Origin of the sequence: Cellulosimicrobium sp. SJTW-1, assembly GCF_047716875.1 — a bacterium.
Taxonomy (GTDB): domain Bacteria; phylum Actinomycetota; class Actinomycetes; order Actinomycetales; family Cellulomonadaceae; genus Cellulosimicrobium; species Cellulosimicrobium funkei.
The window spans coordinates 4,107,502-4,132,480 of sequence record NZ_CP136680.1 but is presented as its reverse complement, the minus strand read 5'-3'; the positions used below and the strand labels follow the sequence as shown (position 1 = coordinate 4,132,480).

Here is a 24,979-nt window from a genome sequence, read left to right as displayed (position 1 = left end):
TCAGCCCTCCGCGTCAGGCCCCTCCGTCGCGCCGCCCCCGAGGGGACGCGCGAGCGCGCGGACCGTCTCGATCGTGTCGGCCTCGGCCGCCGGCTTGTCGTCGCGGTACCGGACCACGCGCGCGAAGCGCAGCGCGAGCCCGCCGGGGTAGCGGGTCGAGCGCTGGAGGCCGTCGAACGCGATCTCGACGACCTGCTCGGGGCGCACGTGCACGACGTACCCCTCGTCGGAGGTCTGGAGCTCGCGGAAGCGCTGCGTCTGCCACGCGAGCATCTCGTCGGTCATGCCCTTGAACGTCTTGCCGAGCATGACGAACCCGCCCTCGGGGTCGCGCGCACCGAGCCAGATGTTCGACAGCCACCCGCTGCGCCGGCCGGAGCCCTGCTCGACGGCGAGCACGACGAGGTCGAGCGTGTGCCGCGGCTTGACCTTCACCCAGCCGGCACCGCGCCGCCCGGCCGCGTAGGGCGCGTCGAGCGACTTCACGACGACGCCCTCCTGGCCCTCCGCGACGGCGGCGTCGAAGAACGCGGTCGCGGCCGCGACGTCGTCGGTGACGAGGCGCCGCACGGCGAGCGGCCCGGCGGCGTCGGCGATCAGATCGTCGAGCACCGCGAGCCGGTCGCGCAGCGGCTCGTCCAGCAGGTCGCGGCCGTCGGCGTGGAGCACGTCGAAGAAGAACGGGGAGAGCTCGAGCGAGGCCGCGAGCTCGGCCTCCTCGGCGGCGCTGCGCTCGCCCTGGGTCGCGGAGCGGGCGGCGGTCTCCTGGAACGGGCGGGGGACGCCGTCGGGCCCGACGACGAGCGCCTCCCCGTCGAGGACGAGCGCCCGGGCGGGGAGCGCCCGCACGGCCGCGACGATCTCGGGGACGCGCTCGGTGATGTCGTCGAGCGAGCGCGTGAAGACGCGCACGTCGTCGCCGTCGCGGTGCACCTGGATGCGGATGCCGTCGAGCTTCACGTCCACGGCGACGGCGGTGCCCGACGGGTCGCCCGGCGCGGCCCCGAGCTTGTCGAGCGCGGCGCCGACGTCGGGTGCGGACTGCGCGAGCATCGGCCGCACCGGGCGGCCGACGGTGAGCCGGAACGCCGCGAGCGCCTCCGTCGCGGCCTCCGGGCCGCCCGCCGTGAGCGCGGCGCGGGCGACCGGCCCGGTCGCGCCCGCGAGCATGACCGCGCGCCGCACCGCGTCGGCGGGGACGCCCGCAGCCTCGGCGACGGCGTCGACCACCACGGAGTCGAGCGCGCCCTGGCGCAGCTCGCCCGAGACCAGTCCGGCGAGGAGCGACTGCTCGCGCGCCGTCGCAGCGCCGAACAGGGCGGCCGCCTCGGCCTGGCGCGCGGTCGACGACCCGGGGCCGGAGAGGTCCGCCATGCGGGCGAACGCGGTGTCGACGTCGGTCAGCGTGAGGCCGGGTTCTTCCGCGGGCGCGGGGAGGTCGCGCAGCGACCGCCACCCGAGCCCGGTGCGGCGCTGGCGCAGCTCGCCCGCGAGGTACGCGACGGCGATCTCCACCTCCGCGCTCCCGGCCTCGGCGTCGTCCGCGACGCGCCGCAGCAGGTCGGCGATGGCCGCGCGCTTGGCGAGGCGCGAGCGCGTGGCGGCGACGGCGTCGGACGTGGCGGCGACCTCGGCGAGCAGCATGCCCCATCCTCGCGCCGACCACCCACGCCTCGCCCGCCGGGGCGCGCTCAGGGGGAGGGGGCCACCACGACGTCGACCCGCCCGACCGACGGCAGGACGTGCCGCAGCGCGTCGTCGGCGCGGGCCGACGTCCAGTCGGCGACGGCGACCGAGGTCTCGGGCGGGACGAGGACGCGCGCCTGCACGGTGAGCCGGTGCCCTGCCCAGCGCAGACGGACGTCGTCCACGCCGTCCAGCCCGTCCACCGCGTCGAGCGCGCGGCGGGCGCGGTCCGTGAGCGCGGGGTCGACGCCGTCCAGCAGCCGACGGCCGACGTCGCGCGCGGTGCCCCACAGGAGGACGAGGATCGCGACGGTGATGAGCAGGCCGACGGCGGGGTCGGCGAGGGGGACGCCGACGAGGACACCGAGCGCGCCGAGCACGACCGCGAGGGAGGTGAACCCGTCCGTGCGCGCGTGCACGCCGTCGGCGACGAGCGCGGCGGAGCCGATGCGGCGCCCGACGCGGATCCGGTAGACGGCGACGGCCTCGTTCCCGGCGAACCCGACGACGCCCGCGGCGACCACCCACCCGAGGTTCTCCACGGGCTGCGGGTCGGCGAGGCGCCGCACCGACTCGACGCCTGCGACGACGGCCGAGAGGGCGATCATCGCGACGATGAACAGGCCCGCGAGGTCCTCGGCCCGGCCGTAGCCGTGGGTGTACCGGCGCGTCGCGGCACGACGGCCGAGCACGAACGCGATCCACAGCGGCACCGCCGTGAGCGCGTCGGAGAGGTTGTGCACCGTGTCGGCGAGGAGGGCGACCGACCCGCTCACCGCCACGATGGCGAGCTGCGCGAGCGCGGTCAGCCCGAGGACCACGAGGGAGACCTTCACCGCCCGGATGCCCTGGCCGCTGGCGACGAGCTCGTCGTCGATCGAGTCGGCCGCGTCGTGGGAGTGCGGCACGAACACCTCGTGCAGCCAGCCGCGCAGGCCCGTCGGGTGCTCGTGATGATGGTCGTGGTCGTGGTCGTGGTCGTGGTCGTGGTCGTGGTCGTGGTCGTGCGGGTGGCCGAGGGCGGCCGGCCGCGGCGCCGTCACCGCGCGGCCTCGTCCGCACTGCCCGCGGCCGGCTTCTCCGCCGCCTGGTGCGCGCCGTCGGCGTGATGCTGCGGGTGGTCGTCCACCGCGTGCTGCGCCTGGAAGACGGCCTGCGTCACGAGCGTGCGCGCGTGCTCGTCGACGAGCGAGTAGAAGACGCGGTTGCCCTCCTGGCGCGCACGGACGATCCGGCCCCACCGGAGCTTCGCGAGGTGCTGGGAGACCGCGGTCGGTGACTTGCCCACCACCTCGGCGAGGGCGTTGACGGGGAGCTCGGCGTCTCGCAGGGCGAGGACGATCCGGACCCGCGTCGCGTCGGCGAGCAGCGAGAACACCTCGGCCGCGAGCTCGACGTAGGGGCTCTCGGTACCGAAGGTGCAAGCCTTCGTATCTTCACGCATACGCAGATAGTAGCGGTCCGGCTGACCCCCGTCCTTGCTCGGACGACCGCCTCGGTCTCGCCGTGCACGACGCCTCACGGGTCGGAGCAGCGCGCCCCCGTGGCTGCGAGGGCACGAGCCCCCGGACCGCCGAGCGTGGCGCACCGGTCGTACAGTGACCGCCGTGACGACCGAGCCTCCCCCTGATGTCGGCGCGGACTCCGGCGCCGCCGCGGGCACGGCTCACCGGCGACGCCGCCGTCGTCTGCCGCCGTGGCTCCTCGCCGCGGTGGTCGTCGTCGCGCTCCCCGCGACGGGGCTGCTCCCCGCGGCGGACGCGCGCGACCTGCTCGTGCGCACCGGGCCGGTCCTCGTGTTCCTCCTCGCCATCACGGTGGTCGCGGAGCTGTGCGCGGGCGCGGGCCTGTTCGACGCCGTCGCCGCCCGGGCGGCGCGGCTCGCCCGAGGTCGGCGGATCGTGCTGTGGGTGCTCGTCGTCCTGCTCGCGACGGCCAGCACCGTCGTGCTGTCGCTCGACACGACGGCGGTGCTCGTCACGCCCGTCGTGCTCGCCCTCGCCCGGCGCACGGGCACCAGGCCCCTGCCGCTCGCGCTCACCGTGCTCGCGCTCGCGAACACGGCGTCGCTCCTCCTGCCGGTCTCGAACCTCACCAACCTGCTCGCCGCGGACCGGTTCGGCACCGGGTACGTCGGGGTGATGTGGGCGCCGGCGCTCGCGGTCCTCGTGGTGACGGTCGTCGTGCTGCTCGCGCTGCACGGTCGCCACCTGCGGGGACGGTTCGACCTCGTGGGTCCCGGCCCGACGCCGCCCGACCGGGTGCTCCTGCGCGTCACCGGGGCCGTCGTCGTGCTCCTCGCGGTCGCGTTCGCGCTCGAGCTGCCCGTCGCGCCGACGGCGCTCGCGGGTGCGGCGGTGCTCGCGCTCGCGACGTGGTGGCGGCGCGTGCGCCCGCTCGTGCCGGTGCGCGAGATGCTGCCGTGGCGGTCGGCGCTCGTCGTGGCGGCGCTGTTCGTGGTCGTGGAGACCTGGCACGCGCACGGGCTCGGCGACCTCCTCGCCGCCGTCGCGGGCACGGGGACCGGACCGGGCGACCTCGCCCGCCTCGCCGCGACGGGCGTCGTCGCGGTGAACCTCGTGAACAATCTGCCCGCCTTCCTCGCGCTGCTCCCCGCGGCGGGCGAGGACGTCGAGCGGCTCGCGACCCTGCTCGTCGCGGTCGACGCCGGGCCGCTGATCACGCCCTGGGCGTCGCTCGCGACCGTGCTGTGGTGGCAGCAGTACCGCCGTCACACCTTCGGGCAGGAGGCACCGCCCGCGTGGCACGTGATCCGTCAGGGCCTCGTGCTCGCGCCCCTCGCCGTCGCGGCGGGGGTCGCCGTCGTGGTGCTGACCCGGCCGACGTGACCCGTCATCACGGCCGAGCGGTATGACGAAGCCCGCGCGAGGAGACGAGACGAGATCTCCGGACGCGGGCTCCGTGCTGTCTCAGGCGGAGAGCTTGTGGTTGGCGAGACGGTTCATGGAGATGCCCTGCGCGGCAGCCTCCTCGACGAGCCGGCGGTGCATGGCCGGGGGGATGCGCACGCGGAACTCGCCGGAGTAGTGGCGCTCGGACAAGGGCTCGGGGACCTCTTCGCCAGAAGCTGCCAGGTCCTCGACCACCTCGGAGGCGAGCTTCCGGATCCCGGCGAACGCGGCGGCCGACTCGGGCTCGAGCCACGAGAGGGAGGGCAGCTCGAGAACCGTACCGACGAACTCTCCGTCGTCTGCGGACCAGGACACGCGGTAGCTGTAGTGCTCGGCGGTGTTCACTTCTCCTCCTCCGAGGGGTCGTTCTCCTCGTGCATGGCCTCGAGCCTGTCGATCGCCTCGAGGACCTGTTTGACCTGGTAGGCCTAGGCCCGGCCGTTGCTGTTCTGGATGTTGACCCGGGGGTCACCGGGCCACGGCATGGCATAGACGTGGTGCGAGCCCCCGCTGCGTCTGGGCTCGCCGAAGTAGTGGTCGCACACGGCGGCGAGCTCGTCGAAGCGAACGCTGCCGGGGCTGTTCCGCATGCGGTCCAGCACCTTGTCTCGCTTCGTCACAAGACCTACGGTACCAATAGTGGTACCACCCGTGCTGTGGCCCGGCGTGCTCGGCCGCACAGGTCCGGGTGCGCTCGCCACGGGCCCGTGGTCGGATGGGGAGCGATGACTTCGCGATCGATGACGACACGAACTGTCCGCGCCGCCGCCTCGTCGCTGGCGGCGGTCCTCCTGCTCGGCGGGGTCCCCGCCGCGGCCGTCGCGGGCCCGGGGGGTGAGCCCGCCCGCACCGGTGCCGCCACGGCGTCGGCCCGCACCGGACCCGCCACGACGACGGCCGTCCAGGTCGAGGCCCCTGTGCCCGAGATCGCGTGGGGGCCGTGCGACGGCGACGGCCTCGAGGCGTTCGAGTGCGCGACGGCGAAGGTGCCGACCGACTACGACCGCCCCCACGGCCGCACGACGACCATCGGCCTGACGCGGCTCCCGGCGTCCGACCCGGAGCAGCGGATCGGGAGCCTGTTCACCAACTTCGGCGGCCCCGGCGGCCCGGGCGTCGAGACGCTGCACCTGCTCGGGGGCTCGCTCTTCGACGACGACGTGCTCGCGCGGTTCGACGTCATCGGGTTCGACCCGCGCGCCGTCGGGACGTCCGACCCCACGACGTGCTTCCGCGACCAGGAGCGGGAGAACGCGTTCCTCGCGGGCCTGCCCGCGTTCCCCGTGACCGACCGCGAGGAGACGCGCTACCTCGGCCAGATGGCGGCGTTCGGGGCGTCCTGCACGCTGTTCTCGGGCGACCGGATCGCGCACGCGTCGACGGCGAACGTCGCGCGCGACATGGACCTGCTGCGCCAGGCGGTGGGCGACGAGCAGCTCAGCTACGTGGGGTACTCCTACGGCACGGTGCTCGGCGCGACGTACGGGGCGCTGTTCCCGGACCGCGTCCGCGCCCTCGTGCTCGACGGCACGATGGACGTCGACGCGTGGTCGGGCGTCGGATCGCGCGAGCTGATCGGCGCTCGGATCGGGCAGGCCGCCGGTGCGACCGAGACGTTCGGCGAGTTCACGCGGCTGTGCTCCGAGGCGGGGCCGTCGGCGTGCGCGCTCGCGTCGCTCGGCGACCCGGCCGACGTCGTCGAGGCGACCTACGCCGCGCTCCGCGAGGCGCCCGTCGACGTGCCGCTCCCCGACGGCACGAGCGTGCGCGTCGGGTACCCGGACACGGTGGCGCTCGTCTTCCAGTACCTGTACGAGCCCGCCGCGTGGGGCGACCTCGACCTCACGCTCGCGTCGCTCGCCGTGCTGAGCGGCGCCGTCGAGCCGCCCGCGGCTGCGGACCGCCAGCGCACGCTCGGTGCGCTGCCCTCGCTGGGGGAGCTGCTCCGCCGCGCGGGCTTCGCCGAGGACTACGCGTCCGTCGGCGGCGCGCTCGCGAGCCTGTGCGTCGACACGACGACCCCCGGCCGGCCGTGGCAGTACCCCGCGAAGGTCGACGCGCTCGACGCGCAGTACCCGCACTTCGGGCGCTTCCGCGGCTGGGTGGGCGTCCAGTGCGAGTTCGTGCCCGTCGAGGACCGCGACGCGTTCACGGGCCCGTGGGACCAGACGACGGACGCCCCCGTCCTCGTGGTCGGCACCCGGTTCGACCCCGCGACGCCGTACGGGTTCACGCAGCCCTACGCGGACCGCTGGCCCGACGCCCGCGTGCTCACCGTCGAGGGCTGGGGCCACACGATCATCGGCAAGAGCGCGTGCGCGGACGACGCTGTCGCGCGGTACCTCGTGGACCTCGACGCGACCGACGGCGCCACGTGCGAGCAGGACGTCGTGCCGTTCCAGGGCCCGTCGGTCCCGCTCGGGGAGGCGCTGCGCCTCCCGGTCGTCTGACCCGCTGACCGCTGACCACTTACCCGCTGACCCGCTGACCCGCTGACCCGCCGGACGGTGCCCGCTGGTCCCTTGCGGTCGCGGCCGTTCGGCCCTACCGCCAGGTCTCGGCGTCTGCCCACCCTGGAGGCATGACCGGACCGGGCCACCGCGTGACGGAGGCCGCCCGGCGCTACCCGTGGGTGGTCGCCACGGTGGCGGTGGGCGGTCTCGGCGGCGTGCTCGAGGCCTGGGGTCCGGACCGCTCGGCCCAGGTCGTGGTCTCGGCGTTCGCGCTCGTGCTCGTCGTGGTCCGGGCGCGCGCGATGGTGGCGGACCTGCGGGCGGGCGCGTACGGCGTCGACCTGCTGGCCGTCCTGTCCGTCACGGCCACGGTGCTCGTGGGGGAGTACTGGGCCGCGCTCGTGGTGTGCCTCATGCTCTCGGGCGGCGAGGCGCTCGAGGACTACGCGAACGGGCGCGCGCGGCGCGAGCTCTCGAGCCTGCTGGCCGGCGCCCCGCGCGTCGCCCACCGGGCCGGGCCCGGCGGGGAGCTCGAGGACGTCCCCGTCGACGACGTGCGCCCCGGCGACGAGGTGTGGGTGCGGCCCGGTGAGGTCGTCCCGGTGGACGGCGTCCTGCTCAGCACGGCGGCCACGCTCGACGAGTCGTCGCTGTCCGGGGAGTCGCTCCCCGTGGAGCACCGGCGCGGGGACACCGTGCTGTCCGGGTCGGTCAACGGCGGCGGAGCGGCGCAGGTCCGGGCGACCGCGACGGCCGCGGGCTCGCAGTACCAGGCGATCGTCGAGCTCGTGAAGCAGGCGCAGGAGTCCAAGGCGCCGTTCGTGCGCCTCGCCGACCGGGTGGCGGTGCCGTTCACGGTCGCCGCCCTCGCGCTCGCGGGCGCAGCGTGGGCGCTCAGCGGCGAGGCGACCCGCTTCGCCGAGGTCCTCGTCGTCGCGACGCCGTGCCCGCTGATCATCGCGGCCCCGGTCGCCTTCATGTCCGGCATGTCCCGCGCGGCCCGGAACGGGATCATCGTGAAGTCGGCGGGCACGCTCGAACAGCTCTCGCGCGTGCGCACCGTCGCGTTCGACAAGACGGGCACGCTGACCCACGGGGCGCCGGTCGTCGTGGAGGTCCTGCCCGCGGGCGACCGCACGCCGGACCGCGTGCTCGCGCTCGCGGCCGCCGTCGAGCAGTACTCGGTGCACCCGCTCGCGGCGGCGATCGTCCGCGCGGCCCAGGAGCGGGACCTCCCGCTGCCCGCCGCACGGGACGCGACGGAGGAGACCGCCCGGGGAGCCCGCGCGACGGTGGACGGCCACGCGGTGGCGGTCGGTCGGCTGGCCTTCGTCACCGCGGGCGCGCCCGCGGGCGTCCCCGTGCCCGGCGCGGGCCGCAGCGCCGTCCACGTGGGCGTCGACGGCGCGTACGCCGGGACCGTGCTCCTCGCCGACGAGCTGCGGGCCGAGGCCCGCCCCACCGTCGCCGCCCTCCACGCCGCGGGCGTGCGGACCACCGTCATGCTCACCGGCGACGGCGCGGCGACCGCCCGGCACGTCGCGGACCAGGTGGGCATCGACGACGTGCGCGCCGGCCTCCTCCCGCAGGACAAGGTCGACGCGGTGCGTGCGCTGCCGGACCGCCCCGTGATGATGGTCGGGGACGGCGTGAACGACGCCCCGGTCCTCGCGGTGGCCGACGTCGGCATGGCCATGGGTGCACGGGGCTCGACGGCGGCGACCGAGTCCGCGGACGCCGTCGTCGTCCGCGACGACCTCGCGCGCACCGTCGGCGCCGTGCGGATCGGCCGCCGCACCGTGCGGGTCGCGTGGCAGGCCATCGGCATCGGGATCGCCCTGTCCGGGCTGCTCATGGTCGTGGCCGCGACGGGGCGGCTCCCCGCGCTCGCGGGGGCGTGGCTCCAGGAGGTCGTCGACCTCGCGTGCATCCTGTGGGCGCTGCTCGCCACCCGCCCGGGCAGGGACGAGACGCCGCCCGGACCGTCCCGGTCGGCATCCGCCGCGGAGGTCGGCGAGCCGCTCGTGCCGGCGGCGTCGTCCCGCTGAGACCCGGCGTCCACCCGCCCACGGGCGGACGAGAGGATCGGACCCCGGACCCCCGGCACCGTCTCCGAGAATGCTCTGAGAATCGGCGGGCACGCTGTCTCGCATGAGCATCCTCACGACGCGCCGGACGTCGGCCCAGCAGGCCCAGCCCCAGGACCGGGCCACGGCCCGGGCACGGCGCGGAGCGGGCGCACCCGCTCCGGGCGCGGTCGTCCTGCGGGCGGCGCTGGTCGGTGTCCTCGTGCTCGTCGTCGCGTTCTGGTGGCGGGGCACGCCGCCGTCCGCCGGGGCGTCCCCGGCCGGCGCGCTCACCGGCGTGGGGGAGCTCGTGGGGCTCGTCGCGTCGGTGCTGGTCTGCGCCCAGCTGCTCCTCGTCGGGCGCGTGCCCTGGTTCGAGCGTGCGGTGGGCCTGGACCGGCTCGTCGCGTGGCACCGCGTCCTCGGGACGGCCGTCGTGCTCCTCGTCCTCACGCACACGCTCCTCATGGTGGCCGGGACCGCCCTGCCGGCGCAGGCCGCGTCCTGGTGGCAGGCGCTCACCCTCGTGCTGGCGGAGCCGGACATGACGGCGGCGCTGGTCGGCACCGGCCTGTTCGTGGTCGTGGGGGTGTCCGGCGCGCGCCTCGTGCGGCGGCACCTGTCGTACGAGGCGTGGTTCCTCGTGCACCTGACGATCTACGCCGGGGTGTACCTCACGTTCGCGCACCAGGTCACGGCGGGCGCGCACTTCGTCGCCGACCCGACGGCCCGCGCCGCCTGGGTGCTCCTCTACGCGGGCACCGCCGCGGCCCTGCTCACGTGGCGCGTGGTGCTGCCGCTCCTGGGCGTGCTCCGGGACGCGCCGCGGGTGAGCGCGGTCGTGCCGGAGGCCGGGGGGATGACGAGCGTGTGGGTGTCGGGTCCGGCGCTCGCGGACGCCGGGGCACGGGCGGGCCAGTTCTTCCTCGTGCGCTTCCTCGCGCGGGGCCACGTCGTCACCGCCCACCCCTACTCGGTCTCCGTCGCGCCCGACGGCGAGCACCTGCGCTTCACCGTCGGTGGCCTGGGCGACCACTCGCGCGCGGTGGCCCACCTGCGGCCGGGGACGCGCGTGCTCCTCGAGGGACCGTTCGGCCGCTTCACCGCCGCCCGGGCGCGACGCCGCGGTGTGCTGCTCGTCGCCGGGGGCGCGGGCGTCGGGCCCGTGCGGGCGCTCGCGGAGGACCTGGTCGCGCGCGGTCACGACGTCGTCGTCGTGCACCGCGCCCGGTCCCGGGCGGACCTCGGCCTCGGCCACGAGCTCGCCGACGCGCCGCTCACGTACCTGCCCGTCGTGGGCCGCCGGGCCGACCTCGGGTACGACCCCCTGGGCCCGGGGCGGCTCGACGCCCTGGTCCCCGACATCGCGTCGCGCGACGTGTTCGTGTGCGGTCCGCCCGCGATGGTCGCCACCGTCGAGGACTCGGCACGCCGCGCGGGCGTGCCGCGGTCCGCCGTCCACCACGAGGAGCTGAGCCTGTCATGACCGGACGCCGCTGGAGAGGGACGATCGTCTACGCGGGCAGCGTGCTCGCGCTCGGGGCCGCCGCGCTCGCGCGGTACGGCGGGGTGCCGGGCCTCGCCGGGGACGGGTCCGCGACGTCGGCTGGTCCCGCCGCCGTCGTCGCGGGGTCGGAGCCCGTGACCCCCACGACCCCGACGCCGGCCCCCTCCACCGCGGGCTCGACGGACCCGGGCACGTCCCCGGCGAGCCCGGGCACCGGCACGCCCGACCCGACGCGGGCGACCGTGACGGGGTCGGTCGTCCAGACGCGGTACGGGCCGGTGCAGGTCGCGGTGACGTTCACCGGGACGCACCTCGACGCGGTGCAGACCGTGCGGTCGCCCAGCGGGGGAGAGAGCTCCCAGATCTCCGCGCGCGCCACGCCGCTGCTCGCGCAGGAGGCCGTGCGGGCGCAGTCCGCGCGCATCGACACCGTCTCCGGGGCGACCTACACCTCCGAGGGCTACCGCGAGTCCCTCCAGGCCGCGATCGACGCGCGGGGCTGACGGTGCGCCGGACGGAGACGGTCATGGGGCTGCCGATGTCGCTGGACCTGCGCGCGCCCGACGACGAGCGTGCGCAGGCTGCCGCCCGCGCGGCGTTCGCGGTGCTCCACGCCGCGGACGCGCGGTTCAGCGGGCGACGCGCGGACAGCGAGCTGTCCCGCCACCGGCGCGGGCTCGTCGCGCGCCCCTCCCGGGACCTGCGCGAGGTGCTCGACCTCGCGGAGGCCGCGCGCGTCGCGAGCGGTGGCGCGTTCGACGTGCACCGGCCGGACGGCACGCTCGACACCGACGGCGTCGTCAAGGGCTGGGCCGCGCAGCGCGCGGTGGACCGGCTCGTCGCCGCGGGGTTCTCCGACCTGTGCCTCAACGCCGGCGGGGACGTCGCCGTCCGTGGCGGGCCGGAGCCCGGCCGGCCCTGGGTGGTGGGCGTGCGCTCCCCGGCGCGCGTGGACGGGCTCGTGGCGCGGGTCGAGCTGCACGACGGCGCGGTGGCGACGTCGGGGACGTACGAGCGCGGTCTCCACGTGTGGGACGGGCGCACGGGTGCCGCCGCGCGCGGGCTCCTGTCGGCGACCGTCGTCGCGCCCGACCTCACGACCGCCGACGTCCTCGCGACGAGCGTCCTCGCGCTGGGCGAGGAGGGGGTCGCGTGGGCGGTGGACCAGGGGGCCGCCCTCGTGCTCGCCGTCCTCCCGGACGGGACTGTCGTCAGCGACGGGCCGGCGGGCCGAGCGGCAGCGTGAGCACGAGACGGGCCCCGTGCGGTGCGTCGGGGCGGTTCGTCGCCTCCACGGTGCCCGCGTGCTGGGCCGCGACCTCCGCGACGAGCGCGAGCCCCAGCCCGTAGTGGCGGCGCCCGCCCTCGTCGGGTGCCGGCCCGGGGCGGCGCGAGGCGAAGCGTGCGAACAGGTCGCCGGCGTCCTCGCCCAGCCCGGGTCCGTCGTCGTCGACGAGCGCCTGCGCGGCCGACCCGGCGCGCCGCACCGTGACGACGACCTCGTGCGTCGCGTGGTCGACCGCGTTGTCCACGAGCGCGGTGAGCGCGCGGCGCAGCGCGGCCGGCGCCCCCGCGACCGTGAGGTCGTCCGTCCCCGCGCGCCGCAGCGCGACGGAGCGCGACGCCGCGCGCGCCTCGGCCGAGCGCACGACGGCGTCGGCCAGCGCCGCGAGGTCGACGGGTACGAGGTCCACGGACCGCGTGTCCGCGGCCGTCAGCAGGTCGTCGAGCACGTCGCTGAGCGCGGCCGTGTCCTCGAGGAGCCCGTCGACGTCGCGCGCCACCTGCTCCGCCGTCCCCGGGCCCGGTCGTTCGAGCCGGCGACGCAGGAGCTGCGCGCGCGTCGAGAGCAGGGTGAGGGGGGTCCGCAGCTCGTGGCTCGCGTCCGCCACGAAGCGCCGCTGCATCGCGAGGGCCTGCGCCGTGGGGAGGACGGCGCGACGCCCGAGCCACCAGCCCCCGACGGTGGCGAGCACGACCCCGACGGCCGTCGCGACACCGAGCGCGAGGAGGAGGCGCGCCAGCTCCTCGCGCGTCTCGGACGGGTCGAGGACGGCCTGGACGACGCCGTCCCGACGCTCCACCGTGAGCACCTCGAACGTGCCTGCCGAGGTCGTCACCCGCTCCCGCGCGCTCGTCCCCGTGCGTGCCACCTGCTCGACGAGACCGAGGTCGGGCAGGCCGGCCGGCATCCCGGGCGACGCGTCGACACCGCGCGGCGAGGCCACGGCGACCCAGATCCCTGGGCCCGCGTCGGTGACCTCGTCGGCCGACGCCGCCGACTCGAGCCGACGGTCGTCCGCCTCGCCGAGCGCGCGAGCCACCACGGCGAGGACGACCGCCGCCACCACGAGCAGGCTCACGAGCACGAGGAGACCCGTCTGCACCGCGAGGCGCCGGCTCGTGCGCCGCAGGAGGTCGCGCTCCGCGCCCGTGATCACAGTGCGCCCCACCGGTACCCCAGCCCGCGCACGGTCGTGACCGCGCGGCGGCCGAGCTTGCGGCGCAGGTAGTACACGTAGGTGTCCACGACCCCCGGGTCGGACGCCTCGGGGAACACGCGCTCCAGCAGCTCGTCCCGGCCGAAGACCTGGTGCGGGTGCCGGGCGAGGACCTCGGCGAGCGCGGCCTCGCGCGCCGAGAGGTCGGCGGTCGTGCCTGCGTCCGTCGTCACGCGGCGGGTCCCGAGGTCGAGCGTGCCGCCCGGGAGGCGGATCGCGCCCGCCGCCGGGGACGCCTGGCCCCGCCGGCGCAGCGCGCGCAGCCGCGCCAGCAGCTCGTCGACGTCGAACGGCTTCCCCACGTAGTCCTCGGCCCCGGCGTCGAGGCCGGCCACACGGTCGGCCGGGTTGCCGAGCGCCGACAGCACGAGCGCGGGCGCCGTGACGCCGCGCGAGCGCAGCCGGGCGAGCAGGTCGAGCCCCTCGACGGCGGGCAGGCCACGGTCGAGGAGCAGCAGGTCGTACTCGCGCGTGAGGCCGAGGTGGAGCCCGCGCTGGCCGTCGTGCGCGACCTCGACGGCGTAGCCCTCGCTCCCGAGGAGCTCCACGAGCATGTCCGCGAGCATGCGGTCGTCCTCGACCACGAGGACCCGTGCCTCGACTGTCATGCGGTTCCGCCTCGTCTCCCGGACGTGTCCATTCTGACCGCCGGGCGGTCGGGCACAACTGCGGCCGACGCACCGCCGCCCGCCCGGAGCGGGTCCTCACGGACGGTCGCGACGTGCGACAGTGTTCCGGGCGTTCGAGCACAGGACGCCCGTCGTCGAGCCGAGAGGCGTCTTGTGGTCGCGTCCTCCGCACCCTCCGACCCCGCGCGCGCCGCCCTCGCACCGGCCGAGGCGGAGCGCCTCGCCGCCGCGCTCGAGCGGCGCGCGATGTCTGCGAGCGAGGTCTCGTTCACCATCGCGGACGCCCGCGCCCCGGGGGTGCCTCTGGTCTGGGTCAACCCGGCGTTCACGGCGACCACCGGCTACGCCGCGGACGAGGTGCTCGGCACCAACTGTCGGTTCCTCCAGGGCCCGGGTACCGACCGCGACGCGGTCGCGAGGATCCGGGCCGCGGTCGACGGCGGCACCACGGCGGGCGAGACGCTGCTCAACTACCGCAAGGACGGCACGCCGTTCTGGAACCAGCTCACCCTCTCGCCCGTGCACGACGAGCTCGGCACCCTCACGCACTTCGTGGGCGTCCAGGCCGACGTCACCGCCCGGGTCGAGACAGAGAGGTCGCGCGAGGCGGCGCTCGACGCCGCGATCTCCGCGAACCATCGGCTGGCCACGACCACCCGGATCGTCGAGCGCCTCGGCGAGCTGCTCGGCACGGAGGACGTGCTCGCCGAGGCGGCACAGGCCGTGGCCGAGGTGTTCTCGTGCTGGGCGGTCGTCGTGACGTACCCGGGTGGGCGCTCGCGCACCGACGTCGCGTCGCACGACCCGGCGCTCGCCGATGCCGCCCGGCGCCTGTCCCGGACACCGGGCTGGGCGGACCGCTCGCTCGCGGCGGTCGACGTGCTCGGGGGCGGCGCGCGGTTCGCGCGACCGTTCGACGTCACGCCCGACCTCGTCTCGCCGCACGCGGACGAGGAGGAGCTCGCCGCCATGCACGAGCTCGGGCTCGGCTCCGCGATGTCCGTCGGGCTGCGGGCCCGCGGCCGGATCGTCGGCGTGCTCGCCGTGGTCAGCGCGCAGCCCGGGTTCTTCGAGGACGAGGACGCCGTGATGTTCGAGGACCTCGGCCACCGGATCGGCCTCCTGCTCGACAACGCGCGGCTCTACGAGCGCGAGCGCGACGCCGCGCACACCCTGCAGGAGCGCATGCTGCCGCGGCTCGGATCCCTCGACGGGCTGGACGTGGCCGTGGTCTACCGGCCCGCGGGAGGTGGGTCGTCCGTGGGAGCCGCGGCGGTCGGCGGCGACTGGTTCGAGGCGATCGAGCTGCCCGACGGCCGCGTGCTGCTCGTGGTCGGGGACGTCGTCGGGCACGACATGCACGCCGCCGCCGCGATGGGTCAGATTCGGTCGGCGCTCCTCACCGTCGCGGCGGACGGCACGACGCCCGAGGAGGTCGTCGAGCGCCTGGACGGGCTCGTGAAGCGCTTCGGCCTCGCGGACGTCGCGACGTGCGTCGTCGCGACGCTCGGGCCGCCCGACGCGGACGGCGGGCGCGAGCTCGTCTACTGCCGGGCCGGCCACCCGCCGCCCCTGCTCCGCACGCCCGACGGCGCCGTCCGCCCGCTCGACGAGTCGCTCACCACGCCGATCGGGGTCGTCACGCCCCGGCCCGTCACGGCCGCCCGGCTGCGACCGCGTGCCGGGAGCGTGCTCGTGCTGTACACCGACGGCCTCGTGGAGTCCCGCGCCCGGGGCCAGCGCGAGGGCGTCGCGGAGCTCGCGCGGGCCCTCGGCCGCGCCCCGGCGGACGCGGACGCTGCCGCCGTCCGGGACCACTTGCTCGACCAGGCCGGGGGCCGTAGCGACGAGGACGACACGTGCCTGCTCGTCGTCCGCCTGCCACGCGGGGACGAGGCCGCGGCATCCGACGGTGGTGCGCCGCCCCACCCCTGAGCGGCGGGCGCTACGGACCCTCGGCGAGCGGCCCCCGCAGCCGCGCCCGGTCGTCCTCGGTCCCGCCCCGGAGCCGACGCGCGAGCGTGTCGCGCCAGCGCGCGGGGAGCGTCGGGAGCGCGGCGAGCGCCGCGGCGGCCGGGAGGTCGTCGCGGTCGAGGTTCATCACCCGGTTGACCTCCCGCACCGTCGCGCTCCGGGCCGGCCGGTCGACGACGACGGCAGTCGCGCCCGCCCGCACCGTGCCGGGCGTGAGCACGCGCAGGTACCAGCCCGTGCGACCCGACGCCTGGACCCGGTCCGGCAGGTCGACGAGGCCGTGGACCGCCGCGAGCTTGTAGCAGGGGCGGCGCGGCATGCTCACCTGGAGGGTCGCCGTCCCGAGCGTGAGCACGTCGCCCAGCAGCAGGTCGTCCTCGGTGAGCCCGCGCGTCAGGAGGTTCTCCCCGAACGCGCCGGGCGGGAGGTCCGCGCCGAGCTCGTCGCGCCACGCCGCGTAGTGCTCGACCGGGTACACGCACACGGCCTTCTCGGGGCCGCCGTGCACGCGCCGGTCGGCCTGCGCGTCGCCTTCCAGCCCTTCCGTCTCCACCGCGACGGGGCCGAGGCGCGGCCGCTTGCGGAACGCCGTCGGCACGTCGCGCCCGCGGTGGGCCACCGTGCCCACCCCGCCGGTGCGCACCTCCAGCACGACGGCGCTCGCGGGCCGCGAGGCGGGCGCGGGGGATCGCGGGTCGCCAGGGCGGGACGGTGCGGCAGGGCGGGACGGTGCGGCGGGGCGGGACGGCACGGTGGCTCCTCTCAGGCGGCGCGGCGCAGGCCGAGGGCGGGGAAGTCGACGGGGACGGCGAGCGCGACGTTGACGTAGTTGGTGAACAGGTTGAGCGCGACGTGCGCGACGACCTCGACCACCTGCTCGTCGGTCCATCCCGCGTCGCGCACCGCCTGGACGTCCTGCGCGGTCACGTGACCGCGCTCGTCCACGAGGGCGAGCGCGAAGCGCAGCAGCGCCTCGACGCGCGGGTCGGACGCGGTGCCGTCCTGCGCGGCGGTGAGGTCGTCGCGCGCGACGCCGGCCTTGCGCCCGAGCGCGGTGTGGGCGGCGAGGCAGTACTCGCACGCGTTCCGGTTCGCGACGGCGACGGCGATCTGCTCGCCGACGGCCGCGCCGAGCGTGCCGGTGCCGAGGGCGCCGAACGCACCCCACATGCTCTGCAGGGCGGCGGGCGAGTTCGCGACCGCCCGGAACATCGCCGGGACGCCGCCGAACGCGGCACGGATCTGGTCGAGCCCGTCGGCGACGGGGCCGGTGGCGGACTCGGGGCTGACGAGGGGGACACGGGACACGGGGATCTCCTCCGGGTGCGGGGACGCCGGTCCCGGGCGGGACCGACGCCGTCCAGCCTGGTCGGTCGCGTCGGACGATGGGGAACGAATCGTCCTCGAAACGTGTCCGATCGTCTGGCATCCTGGGGCGATGGCTCCCGTCGACCGGCTCTCGCACCTGCTCGAGCGGTTCCGCGTGCGGACGCACCTCTTCCACACCGGGCCGCTGTGCGGCGTCACGACGTTCGACGCGCGGCCCGGGCGCGGGTTCCTGCACGTGCTCCGGCGGGGCGAGATGGACATGACCCACGTCGGCGCGGACGGCCGGGTCGAGCGCCGCAGCGTCGACCGCCCGAGCCTGCTCTTCTACCCCCGCCCGCTCGACCACGCGTTCCACAACGCGCCCACCGAGGACTCCGACTTCGCGTGCGCGACGCTCGACGTCGAGGGCGGCGCCACCCACCCCCTCGTGCGCACGCTGCCGCCCGTGCTCGTGCTGCCGCTCGCCGACGTGGCGGGCCTCGAGCCCGCGCTCGACCTGCTCTTCCGCGAGATCGACGACGTCCGCTGCGGCCGTCGCGTCCTCGCCGACCGGCTCTTCGAGGTCGTGCTCGTGCAGCTCTTCCGGTGGATCCTCGACCACGCCGACGACCTCGCGCTCCCGCCGGGGCTGCTCCCCGGCCTCGCCGACGAGCGCCTCGCGCCCGTGCTCGTCGCGGTGCACGAGGCGCCGGGGGAGCCGTGGACGCTCGCGTCGATGGCGCGCACGGCGCACCTGTCCCGGAGCGCGTTCGCCGCCCGGTTCACCGCCGTCGTGGGGCAGCCGCCCGGCGACTACGTGACCGGCTGGCGCCTCACCGTCGCGCAGGACCGGCTCCGGGCGGGCGCCTCCGTGAGCCGGACCGCGACCGAGCTCGGCTACGCGACGCCCGCCGCGTTCTCGCGCGCGTTCAGCCACCGCGTCGGCCGCTCGCCGCGCGCGTGGTTGGCCGAGCGCGCGGACCCGGCGGCGGCGTCCGTGGCATCCTGACGCGGTGCGGTCGAAGGCGCGGGGCGAACGGTGCGGACCGAACCGAGGCGGGTCGAGCCGGTGCGCGTCGAGCCGGTGAGCGAGGACGTCCTCGTAGACCGGGTCGTCGAGCGCGTGCTCGCCGTCGGGCGTGAGCAGCCCCGGGCGGTCCGCCTCCTCGTCGACGGCCACCCCTCCACGCGGCCCGAGGACCTCGCGGATCGTCTGGTCGCGCCGCTGCGCGCGGCGGGTCGGCCGGTCGCGCGCGTGCGCGTGCAGGACTTCTGGCGTTCCGCGTCGCTGCGCCTCGAGCGCGGGCGCGAGGATCCCGACGCGCTCCTCGACGAGTGGGTCGACGTGGCCGGGCTCCGGCGGGAGGTGCTCGACGCCGTCGGGCCGGGCGGGTCCGGCCGCTACCTGCCGAGCCTGCGCGACCCCGCGACGAGCCGGTCGACCCGCGCCGCGTACGTCGAGGCCGAGCCGGGCCTCGTCGTCGTGCTCGACGGCGCGCTCTGCCTGGGGCTCGGCCTCGCGCTCGACCTCACCGTGCACCTCGCCCTGCGCCCCGCGACGCTCGCGCGCCGCACCGCGCCCGACGCGGCGTGGACGCTCGCCGCCTACGGCCGGTACGCGCAGGAGGTCCGTCCCGAGGACGTGGCGGACGTCGTCGTGCGGGTCGACGACCCGCGGCACCCGGCGCTCGTCGTCCGCTGAGTGGCCGTGGCCATGGCCGTGGCTGCGGGTGCGGCGGGCCGGAGCGGGCGCGGTCAGCGGGGGAGGTGCGTCTCGACGAGCTCGACGATCGCCGGGTCGTCGGGCAGGGTGCGCGGCCGGAACCGGTGCACCTCGCCGCCCGGCAGGACGAGGAACTTCTCGAAGTTCCACGTGACGCGCCCCGCCGTGCCGTCCGCGTCGGGCGTCTTCTTGAGCTCCGCGTAGAGCGGGTGCGCGTGGCGGCCGTTGACGCGCACGCGGTCCACCACGGGGAACGTGACGCCGTACGTGAGCGAGCAGAACTCCTGGATCGCCTCGTTGCTCCCGAGCTCCTGCAGGAACTGGTTGCTGGGGAACCCGATCACGGTGAACCCGCGGTCGCGGTACTTCTCCTGCATCGCCTCGAGCGTCGCGTACTGCGGCGCGAGCCCGCACCGCGACGCGACGTTGACGACCAGCACGACGTCGTCCGCGTGCTCGCGCAGGGTGTGCGTCGTCCCGTCCATGGCGTCGAACGGGATGTCGTACAGGCTCATGGGACCTCCTCGGGCGAGGCGCCGGCGCGTCCGGGCCCGTCCCATCCTCGCACCGCGGGTGTGACGTCGTGCGGAACCGGTCCCGACCCCCGGTCGAGCGCGCGCGAGCCTGCCCGTGGCGTGCTGAAGTATGTGCGCGATGCCAGCAGCCGAGAGAAGGGACGCCTCCATGCGCCCGTGGACCCCGAAGACCGACATGGTGCGCCGGTTGTACGTCGCAGGCCGGGAGGCGACGAGCCCGGCCGAGGCGCTCCGGATGTCCCCGCAGGAGCTCGCGGAGGAGTTCGACCGCTGGCTCGAGGGCGTCCGCGCCGCGCGCGAGCAGTAGGAGCGGCGGAATCTCGGTGGCCTCCCGCGCCCGCGCGGGACAGACTCGGGGCATGACGACGCGGCTGCCGGACGACGGCCCGGGCCACGGACACGACGGGGGACCGGACGACGGCCCCGACACCACCTCGCCCGTGACCCGGGCGGTGGTCGGCGTGGTCGTGGGCATCGCGATCTTCGCGTTCGTCGGCGTCGTGGGGTACTTCGCCGTCGTGACGGTCGGGATGCGGTCGTGGGCCGACCAGCGGGGCGCCTCCGCCGAGCGGTCGGTCGCGAGCGCCCCGGCGAGCACCTCGGCCGGCGCCGGGACCGGGCGCGAGACGACGCTCGACGCGTCGAACGAGGCGTACCGCCAGCGCCAGGGCACGCCCGAGCGCGACGCCGAGGCGGCCCGCTCGGTGCCCGCCGTCCGCGCCGCGCTCGACCCGGTCGCGGACGGCTCGGCGGTCGACGCCGACGAGGTCGCGGCGGCGCTCGCCGCCGCGGGGTTCGAGACCGTGCAGGTCGTGGGCACGACGGCGTCCGGCGAGGTCGCGACGACCGTCGGCGTGGGCGTCGCCGTCCCGGGCGGCTGCGTGTTCGGGGGCGTCGCGCCCGACGCCGTGACCCTCGAGGCCGGCGGCCCGATCGCGGACGGTGGCTGCCTGGAGATGCCGGCGCACTGAGGCCCCTCGCACCGGGCGCCCGCGGCCGCGCGCCCGGCCCGGGTGGTCCGGGAGGTCGCCGCGCGGGTCGATCTCGCGACCTGCGGCTCCACCTGGGTACGGTCAGCGGGGCGGGCGACGGAGCCCGCACGGCTGACGGAGGGTGAGAGATGCGGATCGAGGGCGCGGTCGCGCTGGTGACGGGCGGGGCGTCGGGCCTCGGGCGCGCGACGGCGGAGGGCCTGGTGGCTGCCGGCGCGCGCGTCGTGCTGGCCGACCTGGCGTCGTCCGACGGCGCGGCGGTCGCCGCGGGGCTCGGCGACGCGGCGCGGTTCGTCCCCACGGACGTGACGAGCGAGGACGACGTCGCGCGGGCCCTGGACGCCGCGGACGCCCTGGGTGGGGCGCGCGTCGTCGTGAGCTGCGCCGGGATCGTGCTCGCGCAGCGGGTCCTCGGCCGGTCCGGGGTGCACGCGCTCGACGCGTTCCGCCGCGTCGTCGACGTCAACCTCGTCGGCACGTTCAACGTCGTCCGGCTCGCGGCGGAGCGCATGCTCGCCCTCGACCCGCTCGGTCCCGACGGTCCCGACCCCGACGGCGAGGAGCGCGGCGTCGTCGTGCAGACGGCGTCGGTCGCGGCGTTCGACGGCCAGGTCGGGCAGGCGGCCTACGCCGCGTCCAAGGCCGGGGTCGCCGGCCTCACGCTGCCGCTCGCGCGCGACCTCGCCCAGCACCGGATCCGCGTCATGACGATCGCGCCCGGGATCTTCCGCACCCCGATGATGGCGTCGCTCCCCGAGGCGGCGCAGGAGTCGCTCGGGGCGCAGGTGCCGCACCCGAGCCGGCTCGGGCGCCCGGAGGAGTACGCGCACCTCGTGCGCGCGATCGTGGAGAACCCGATGCTCAACGGCGAGGTGGTCCGCCTCGACGGCGCCATCCGCATGGCGCCGCGCTGAGCCGCAGGACCGCCGGGGGCCACGGGCCGCCCGACGCCGACAGGACCCCGGGCTCGCGCCCGGAGGAGAGGAGAGGGACGATGCCGCCGTACACGACGGCGACCGACTTCCGGGCCGACCTGCTCGCCCGCGCGACGGCGGCCCAGCGCCGCGCGTCCGCCCGGAGCTTCCCGGGCGACGGCGGCTCCGTCGCCGGGGTGCGCATGGGCGACGTGTTCGTGCTCGCGAAGAACGCCCTCGACCTGCCGGTCGACCAGATCGAGCTGCTGCTCGAGGACCGGATCCACGAGGTGCGGGCCGGCGGGTGCTCGATCATGGGCAAGGCGGCGACCGCCCGGCGCGTGACGGTCGAGCGGCACGCGGAGCTCGTGGAGCTCTTCCTGCGCCGGCACGACCGCATCGACACGTGGGACCTCGTGGACCTCACCGCGTCCCAGGTGCTGGGGACGTGGCTGCTCGACCGCCCGCGCGACGTGCTCGACGACCTGGCGCGCGCGCCCGACTGGCCGCGCCGTCGCTCCGCCGTCGTCGCGACGGCGGCGTTCCTGCGGCGCGGCCAGGTCGACGACACGTTCCGGCTGTCCGCGGTGCTGCTCGACGACCCGGAGCCGTACGTCCAGAAGGGCGTCGGCTGGATGCTCCGGCACGCGGGCGACGTCGAGCCCGAGCGGCTGCGGGCGTTCCTCGAGGAGCGGGCCGCCACGATGTCGCGCGACGTGCTGCGTGCCGCCGTCGAGAAGCTGCCGCCCGCGGAGCGCAAGGAGTGGCTCGCGCGCTGAGCGCCGGGGTCGCCCTCAGCCCCGGGACGGCACCCGGCCGCAGCAGGGCTCGAGGATCCGCAGCCCTTCGCGGCGGGAGAACCAGACCGTGAGCACGGCGGTGGCGCTGCCGAGGAGCGCGAGGTCGACGAGCAGCACGAGCGGCTCGATCGCGCCCTGCTCCATCGACGAGGCGCTGAAGGGTGCGAGGAGGAACAGGAAGAGGTTGTTGGCGACGTGCACGAGCACGGCCAGCTCGAGCCCGCCCGTCTTCCAGACGAGGAACCCGGTGCAGAGCGCGAACGCCGCGATGCCGATCTGCCCCACCCCGTCGTACCCGTGGCCGACGACGAAGAACGGGACGGGCAGGACGATCCCCCACACGGGCGAGCGCAGCCAGGTGCCGAGCATCTGCTGGGGCAGGCCGCGGAACGCGTACTCCTCGGCGGCGCACTGCAGCGGCCCGAGGAGGAGGATGCACCCCAGGCTCACCAGAAGGGCCGGGGTCACGGTGGGGGTCGCCAGGTCGGACGGCGGCCGGAGCAGGAACCCGCCCACGGTGACGACGCCGTAGAGCGGCACGACGAGCGGCACCGCGCTGCCGACGAGCCCCCACCGGAACCGTCCGGCGACCGAGTGGATCGTGCCGCGGCGTCGACCGCCCCAGCGCACGCCGAGCACGACGGCGGGCAGCAGGAGCGCGATGAGCCCGAGGCCGATCGCCCAGTCCAGCGGGTTGAGCGGGTCGGAGAAGTCGTCGGACGGCGTCGGCAGCCCGGGCCGGTAGGGCACCAGCACGGCGTAGGCGACCGCGACGACGGCGACCGGGGCGAGGAAGGCGAGGTAGAGGAGCGCCGTCGCGCCGAACGTGGTGAGCGGGGTCCACCACCGTGCGGGGCGAAGGTCGACGTGCGCCGCCCGGTGGTAGGCGAAGGTGGTCGCGGTCGTGCTGTCGAGCGTGGGCTGGGACACGGGACCGATGAGCGGCGCGCCGGGCACGGGTGCCGTCGGGACGGGACTCTCGTCGAGCGAGGGGTGCATGCGTCGAGCCTGGTCGGGCGGCTCGGGCCGCGGTATCGGTCATCGGTCTGATTTCCCGTCCTCAGCCGGGGCGCCGGGCTCGTCGGTGCCTACAGTGCTCCGGTGAGCATGTTCGCGCAGCGCCCGGCGTGGCGTCGGGTCCTCCGCGAGACCGGCCTCCTGGCCGCGGTCGCCCTGTCGGGTGCCCTGCTGTTCCTCGGCAACTTCGCGCTCAGCGTCGACACGCCGGGCGCGCAGGACGATCCCGTGCGGTTCGCCGCGCTCCTGTTCCTCGACCTCGCGTTCGGGGTCGCCGCGTGGGTCGTCGTGCTCTGGCGCCGCAGCGCGCCCTTCCTCGTCGCCCTGCTGCTCGCCGTGCTCGCCGTCGTCTCGACGGCGGCGGTGCCGGCGGCCCTCTTCGCGTTCGGGTCGCTCGCCACCCGGCGCCGGGTGCGCGAGCTGGCGCCGGTCGCGGCGGTCTGGCTCGTCGGCGTCCTGGCGGTGGCCGCCCTGGGGATCGACCTGGTCGGCGTGGCGCTGCCGTGGTGGGAGGTCGTGGCCGCGGTGGGCGCGACCGCCGTCGTCCTCGCCGTCGCGCTCGCCGCGGGCATCGCCGTCGGCGCACGGCGGGAGCTCGTCGCCACCCTGCACGAGCGGGTCCGGCTGACCGCGGAGGAGCAGCGCCTCGGCGAGGAGCGCGCGCGCCACCAGGAGCGCACGCAGATCGCCCGGGAGATGCACGACGCCCTCGCACACCGCCTCTCGGTGACCGCGATGCACGCGAGCGTCCTGCGGCACCGGACGGACCTCGACGCCGCGGACCGGGACGAGGCCGTCGCCGCCCTGCACGACAGCAGCCGTCAGGCGCTCGCCGACCTGCGCGAGCTCCTCACCTACGCGCGGGGCCCGAGCCGGTCGGACGACGACCGGCCCCAGCCGACCCTGGACCGGCTCGACGAGCTCGTGGCCGAGACGCCGCTCGCCCGGACGGACTGCGCCGTCGACCTCGAGCGCCTGCCCCCGACCGTCAGCCGGCACTCGTTCCGGATCGTCCAGGAGTGCCTGACCAACGCCCGGCGGCACGCCCCCGGGCAGCGCGTCGACGTCGCCATCAGCGGCGCTCCCGGCCGCGAGCTGGCGATCGTCGTGCGCAACGCTCTCGCGGGCCCGCGGGAGGGTGCGCCCCGACCGGGCCTCGGCGTCATCGGGATGCAGGAACGGGCGCGGGCCGTGGGCGGGTCCGTCAGCGTCCGCCCGGGCGTCGACGAGCACGTGGTGTCGGTGACGATCCCCTGGCCCGCCGCGTGAGCCGCCCGTCGCCCGACGTCGTCCGGGTGGTCACCGTCGACGACCAGCCGGAGGTCCGCTCGGCGCTGCGCCTGATGCTCGGCGGCGAGCCCGACATCGCCGTGGTGGGCGAGGCGGTCGACGGGGACCACGCGCGCGACGTCATCGAGGCCTGCCGGCCCGACGTCGTGCTCATGGACCTGCGCATGCCGCGCTGCGACGGGCTGGTCGCGACGGCGCGCGAGACCGCGCTCCGGCCGGAGACGGCGATCATCGTCCTGACGACCTTCGACACGGACCACCACGTCGTCCGTGCCCTGCGTGCCGGGGCGTGCGGGTTCCTCCTCAAGGACGCGCCGCCCGACGAGCTCGCCCACGCCGTCCGCGCGGCGGCCCAGGGACGGCCCGTCCTCGCGCCCGCGGTGCTGCGGCGGGTGATGACCCTCGCGGCCGAGAACACCCGGCCGCCGGACGCCGCCGCGGTCGACGCCCTCGCGACGCTCTCCCCGCGCGAGCGCGAGATCGCGCGCGCCCTCGCCCGGGGGATGTCGAACGCGGAGATCTGCGCGGCGCTGTTCATCTCGCTCGCCACCGTGAAGACGCACGTCAGCCGGGTGATCGCCAAGCTCGGCGTGGAGTCGCGCACCCAGGTCGCCGCCCTCGTGCTGCGGAACGACCCGGAGCACGGATGACCGCGGCGGGGGTTCCCGCGG

At 76.4% G+C, this 24,979-nt stretch carries 26 protein-coding genes; 15 read left to right on the top strand and 11 right to left on the bottom strand.

Annotated elements, in window-relative coordinates; translation table 11 throughout:
• The 3 genes from RSE42_RS18580 to RSE42_RS18570 are packed head-to-tail and all read right to left on the bottom strand — an operon-like array spanning position 1 to position 3,130.
• On the bottom strand, positions 1-1,644 hold the full coding sequence (locus RSE42_RS18580; RefSeq protein WP_415297508.1) for an ATP-dependent DNA ligase: 1,644 nt from the start codon (positions 1,642-1,644) through the stop codon (positions 1-3).
• 47 nt (positions 1,645-1,691) lie between these two features.
• Positions 1,692-2,729 (bottom strand): cation diffusion facilitator family transporter, encoded by a 1,038-nt coding sequence (locus RSE42_RS18575; RefSeq protein ID WP_415297507.1) that lies wholly within the window; start codon positions 2,727-2,729, stop codon positions 1,692-1,694.
• A complete protein-coding gene (locus RSE42_RS18570) occupies positions 2,726-3,130 on the bottom strand; it encodes an ArsR/SmtB family transcription factor (protein ID WP_363372256.1) in 405 nt (134 codons plus the stop codon). The genes RSE42_RS18575 and RSE42_RS18570 overlap by 4 nt, the downstream gene beginning before the upstream one ends.
• A gap of 163 nt (positions 3,131-3,293) precedes the next feature.
• Here RSE42_RS18570 and RSE42_RS18565 point away from each other — a divergent pair, with 163 nt between their 5' ends.
• Positions 3,294-4,535 (top strand): SLC13 family permease, encoded by a 1,242-nt coding sequence (locus RSE42_RS18565; protein WP_415297506.1) that lies wholly within the window; start codon positions 3,294-3,296, stop codon positions 4,533-4,535.
• A gap of 81 nt (positions 4,536-4,616) precedes the next feature.
• Here the strand turns inward: RSE42_RS18565 and RSE42_RS18560 are convergent, their stop codons facing one another.
• Both RSE42_RS18560 and RSE42_RS18555 read right to left on the bottom strand, forming a co-directional pair.
• Positions 4,617-4,943: a type II toxin-antitoxin system HicB family antitoxin gene (locus RSE42_RS18560; protein ID WP_251177231.1), complete on the bottom strand. Its 327-nt coding sequence runs from the start codon at positions 4,941-4,943 to the stop codon at positions 4,617-4,619.
• Between the two features lie 83 nt (positions 4,944-5,026).
• Complete coding sequence (locus RSE42_RS18555) at positions 5,027-5,218, bottom strand: toxin HicA (protein WP_415297505.1); 192 nt, start codon at positions 5,216-5,218, stop codon at positions 5,027-5,029.
• Positions 5,219-5,338: 120 nt separating this feature from the next.
• Here RSE42_RS18555 and RSE42_RS18550 point away from each other — a divergent pair, with 120 nt between their 5' ends.
• The 5 genes from RSE42_RS18550 (at position 5,339) to RSE42_RS18530 (ending at position 11,870) form a co-directional block, all read left to right on the top strand.
• Complete coding sequence (locus RSE42_RS18550; protein ID WP_415297504.1) at positions 5,339-7,048, top strand: alpha/beta hydrolase; 1,710 nt, start codon at positions 5,339-5,341, stop codon at positions 7,046-7,048.
• Positions 7,049-7,179: 131 nt separating this feature from the next.
• Positions 7,180-9,099 carry a heavy metal translocating P-type ATPase gene (locus RSE42_RS18545; RefSeq protein ID WP_415297503.1) on the top strand — a complete coding sequence of 640 codons (1,920 nt, stop codon included), beginning with the start codon at positions 7,180-7,182 and terminating at the stop codon, positions 9,097-9,099.
• Between the two features lie 103 nt (positions 9,100-9,202).
• On the top strand, positions 9,203-10,603 hold the full coding sequence (locus RSE42_RS18540; protein ID WP_083711507.1) for a ferric reductase-like transmembrane domain-containing protein: 1,401 nt from the start codon (positions 9,203-9,205) through the stop codon (positions 10,601-10,603).
• Positions 10,600-11,127 (top strand): FMN-binding protein, encoded by a 528-nt coding sequence (locus RSE42_RS18535; protein WP_043652828.1) that lies wholly within the window; start codon positions 10,600-10,602, stop codon positions 11,125-11,127. Before RSE42_RS18540 ends, RSE42_RS18535 begins: the two co-directional genes overlap by 4 nt.
• Positions 11,128-11,150: 23 nt before the next feature.
• Positions 11,151-11,870 (top strand): FAD:protein FMN transferase, encoded by a 720-nt coding sequence (locus RSE42_RS18530; RefSeq protein ID WP_076404591.1) that lies wholly within the window; start codon positions 11,151-11,153, stop codon positions 11,868-11,870.
• Here the strand turns inward: RSE42_RS18530 and RSE42_RS18525 are convergent.
• Complete coding sequence (locus tag RSE42_RS18525; protein WP_143311052.1) at positions 11,836-13,077, bottom strand: sensor histidine kinase; 1,242 nt, start codon at positions 13,075-13,077, stop codon at positions 11,836-11,838. The genes RSE42_RS18530 and RSE42_RS18525 overlap by 35 nt on opposite strands.
• Positions 13,062-13,733, bottom strand: a complete 672-nt coding sequence (locus RSE42_RS18520) for a response regulator transcription factor (RefSeq protein ID WP_043652826.1) — start codon at positions 13,731-13,733, stop codon at positions 13,062-13,064. Before RSE42_RS18520 ends, RSE42_RS18525 begins: the two co-directional genes overlap by 16 nt.
• A 174-nt stretch (positions 13,734-13,907) precedes the next feature.
• On the opposite strand from RSE42_RS18520, the gene RSE42_RS18515 reads away from it, so the two are divergent.
• Positions 13,908-15,689 (top strand): SpoIIE family protein phosphatase, encoded by a 1,782-nt coding sequence (locus RSE42_RS18515; RefSeq protein ID WP_415297502.1) that lies wholly within the window; start codon positions 13,908-13,910, stop codon positions 15,687-15,689.
• 10 nt (positions 15,690-15,699) lie between these two features.
• Here RSE42_RS18515 and RSE42_RS18510 read toward each other — a convergent pair whose 3' ends face one another.
• Together RSE42_RS18510 and RSE42_RS18505 are read right to left on the bottom strand one after the other, a co-directional pair.
• On the bottom strand, positions 15,700-16,479 hold the full coding sequence (locus RSE42_RS18510; protein WP_415297501.1) for an MOSC domain-containing protein: 780 nt from the start codon (positions 16,477-16,479) through the stop codon (positions 15,700-15,702).
• Between the two features lie 11 nt (positions 16,480-16,490).
• Positions 16,491-17,036, bottom strand: coding sequence for a carboxymuconolactone decarboxylase family protein (locus tag RSE42_RS18505; protein WP_415297500.1), 546 nt, complete (start codon positions 17,034-17,036; stop codon positions 16,491-16,493).
• Between the two features lie 130 nt (positions 17,037-17,166).
• Between RSE42_RS18505 and RSE42_RS18500 the strand changes: the two genes are divergently transcribed.
• The gene (locus tag RSE42_RS18500; protein ID WP_415297499.1) at positions 17,167-18,045 is read left to right on the top strand and encodes an AraC family transcriptional regulator; all 879 of its coding nucleotides are present in this window, start codon (positions 17,167-17,169) and stop codon (positions 18,043-18,045) included.
• Between the two features lie 60 nt (positions 18,046-18,105).
• On the top strand, positions 18,106-18,738 hold the full coding sequence (locus tag RSE42_RS18495) for a uridine kinase (protein WP_415297498.1): 633 nt from the start codon (positions 18,106-18,108) through the stop codon (positions 18,736-18,738).
• 53 nt (positions 18,739-18,791) lie between these two features.
• On the opposite strand, the gene RSE42_RS18490 is transcribed toward RSE42_RS18495, so the two are convergent.
• Positions 18,792-19,274 (bottom strand): glutathione peroxidase, encoded by a 483-nt coding sequence (locus RSE42_RS18490; RefSeq protein ID WP_415297497.1) that lies wholly within the window; start codon positions 19,272-19,274, stop codon positions 18,792-18,794.
• Between the two features lie 169 nt (positions 19,275-19,443).
• Between RSE42_RS18490 and RSE42_RS18485 the strand changes: the two genes are divergently transcribed.
• From RSE42_RS18485 to RSE42_RS18470, 4 genes are all read left to right on the top strand, one after another.
• Positions 19,444-19,602, top strand: a complete 159-nt coding sequence (locus RSE42_RS18485; RefSeq protein WP_021483806.1) for a hypothetical protein — start codon at positions 19,444-19,446, stop codon at positions 19,600-19,602.
• A gap of 52 nt (positions 19,603-19,654) precedes the next feature.
• Positions 19,655-20,266, top strand: a complete 612-nt coding sequence (locus RSE42_RS18480) for a DUF6993 domain-containing protein (protein ID WP_076404224.1) — start codon at positions 19,655-19,657, stop codon at positions 20,264-20,266.
• A 149-nt stretch (positions 20,267-20,415) separates the two neighbouring features.
• Positions 20,416-21,201, top strand: coding sequence for an SDR family NAD(P)-dependent oxidoreductase (locus RSE42_RS18475; protein ID WP_074803850.1), 786 nt, complete (start codon positions 20,416-20,418; stop codon positions 21,199-21,201).
• Positions 21,202-21,281: 80 nt separating this feature from the next.
• Positions 21,282-21,980, top strand: coding sequence for a DNA alkylation repair protein (locus RSE42_RS18470; RefSeq protein WP_137281316.1), 699 nt, complete (start codon positions 21,282-21,284; stop codon positions 21,978-21,980).
• Between the two features lie 15 nt (positions 21,981-21,995).
• On the opposite strand, the gene RSE42_RS18465 is transcribed toward RSE42_RS18470, so the two are convergent.
• Positions 21,996-23,000 carry a CPBP family intramembrane glutamic endopeptidase gene (locus RSE42_RS18465; RefSeq protein ID WP_144679396.1) on the bottom strand — a complete coding sequence of 335 codons (1,005 nt, stop codon included), beginning with the start codon at positions 22,998-23,000 and terminating at the stop codon, positions 21,996-21,998.
• A gap of 108 nt (positions 23,001-23,108) precedes the next feature.
• Between RSE42_RS18465 and RSE42_RS18460 the strand changes: the two genes are divergently transcribed.
• On the top strand, positions 23,109-24,287 hold the full coding sequence (locus tag RSE42_RS18460; protein WP_415298938.1) for a sensor histidine kinase: 1,179 nt from the start codon (positions 23,109-23,111) through the stop codon (positions 24,285-24,287).
• On the top strand, positions 24,284-24,958 hold the full coding sequence (locus RSE42_RS18455) for a response regulator (RefSeq protein ID WP_415297496.1): 675 nt from the start codon (positions 24,284-24,286) through the stop codon (positions 24,956-24,958). The genes RSE42_RS18460 and RSE42_RS18455 overlap by 4 nt, the downstream gene beginning before the upstream one ends.
• Positions 24,959-24,979: the final 21 nt, after the last annotated feature.